The sequence below is a fragment of the Collinsella sp. AM23-17 genome (assembly GCF_003470945.1).
In the GTDB taxonomy this organism is placed as follows: Bacteria; Actinomycetota; Coriobacteriia; order Coriobacteriales; family Coriobacteriaceae; genus Collinsella; species Collinsella aerofaciens_O.
The window spans coordinates 1-1,063 of sequence record NZ_QRHU01000055.1 but is presented as its reverse complement, the minus strand read 5'-3'; the positions used below and the strand labels follow the sequence as shown (position 1 = coordinate 1,063).

2 protein-coding genes are annotated in these 1,063 nt (G+C 65.7%); both read left to right on the top strand.

Annotation, left to right across the window (positions count from 1 at the left end; genetic code table 11):
• A partial coding sequence (locus DW645_RS09835) for a PTS sugar transporter subunit IIC (protein WP_147324175.1) occupies nt 1–240 on the top strand: 240 nt, incomplete at its 5' end.
• The gene (locus DW645_RS09830) at nt 221–1,054 is read left to right on the top strand and encodes a PTS system mannose/fructose/sorbose family transporter subunit IID (protein WP_117565064.1); all 834 of its coding nucleotides are present in this window, start codon (nt 221–223) and stop codon (nt 1,052–1,054) included. The genes DW645_RS09835 and DW645_RS09830, both read left to right, overlap by 20 nt.
• Nucleotides 1,055–1,063 lie beyond the last annotated feature (9 nt).

The window sequence follows — 1,063 nt, the reverse complement described above, 5'->3', positions numbered from 1 at the left end:
GGCGTTGCCGCCAACATCCTGCCGGCCATGGGCTTCGCCATGCTCGGCCGCCTGGTGCTCACCAAGCAGCTCGTGCCCTTCTACTTCCTGGGCTTCCTGCTGTGCTCCTACGCCAACGTGCCCGTCCTGGGCGTCGCCCTGATCGCCATCATCATCGGCATCGACAAGTTCGACCTGCTCGGCCTGGGCGGAGCCCAGCCCCAGCTTTCCGCGGAAGGGGATGAGGACGATGACTTCTAGTCCCGAGAACAAGATCACGCGCTCCGACCTCGTCAAGAGCGCCGTCAACGTCGGCGCCCTGGGCATGGAGTTCTCCTGGACCTACTACAAGCAGATGAACATCGCCTTCTGCCTGATGGTCGCCAACATGCTCAAGAAGATCTACGCCGGCCGCCCCGACGACTACGCCGAGGCCCTGCATCGCCACTGCGCGTTCTTCAACATCACCGTCCAGTTCGCCCCGTTCGTCGGCGGCATCGCGATGGCCATGGAGGAGAAGGTCGCCCGCGGCGAGATCGAGCCCGAGAGCGTCAACGACGTCAAGGCCGCCCTCATGGGCCCGCTGTCCGGCATCGGCGACTCCATCTTCCTGTCGACGCTGCGCGTGGTCGCCGCCGCGGTGGGCATCAGCCTGTGCCAGGCCGGCAACCCCTTCGGCCCCATCGCCTTCCTGCTCATCTACAACGTCCCCGGCTTCGCGCTGCGCATCTGGGGCGCCGTCAAGGGCTACGAGCTGGGCGTGGGCTTCCTGGACGAGGCCCAGAGGACCGGCCTCATGCAGAAGATCATGACCTGCGTGGGCATCGTGGGCGTCATGGTCGTGGGCGCCATGTGCAAGGACATGTTCTGGGCCAGCATCCCGGTGGCCATCGGCTCGGGCGAGGACGCCCAGACCCTCCAGGACATCCTGGACGGCATCATGCCCGGCATGCTCGGCATGCTCGCCTTCTGGCTGTACTACTGGCTGCTGTCCAAGAAGATCAACCCCATGGTGCTGATCGTGGCCACCATGGTCGTGGGCATCATCGGCGCGTTCTTCGGCGTGCTGGCGTAAGGGCCCGGC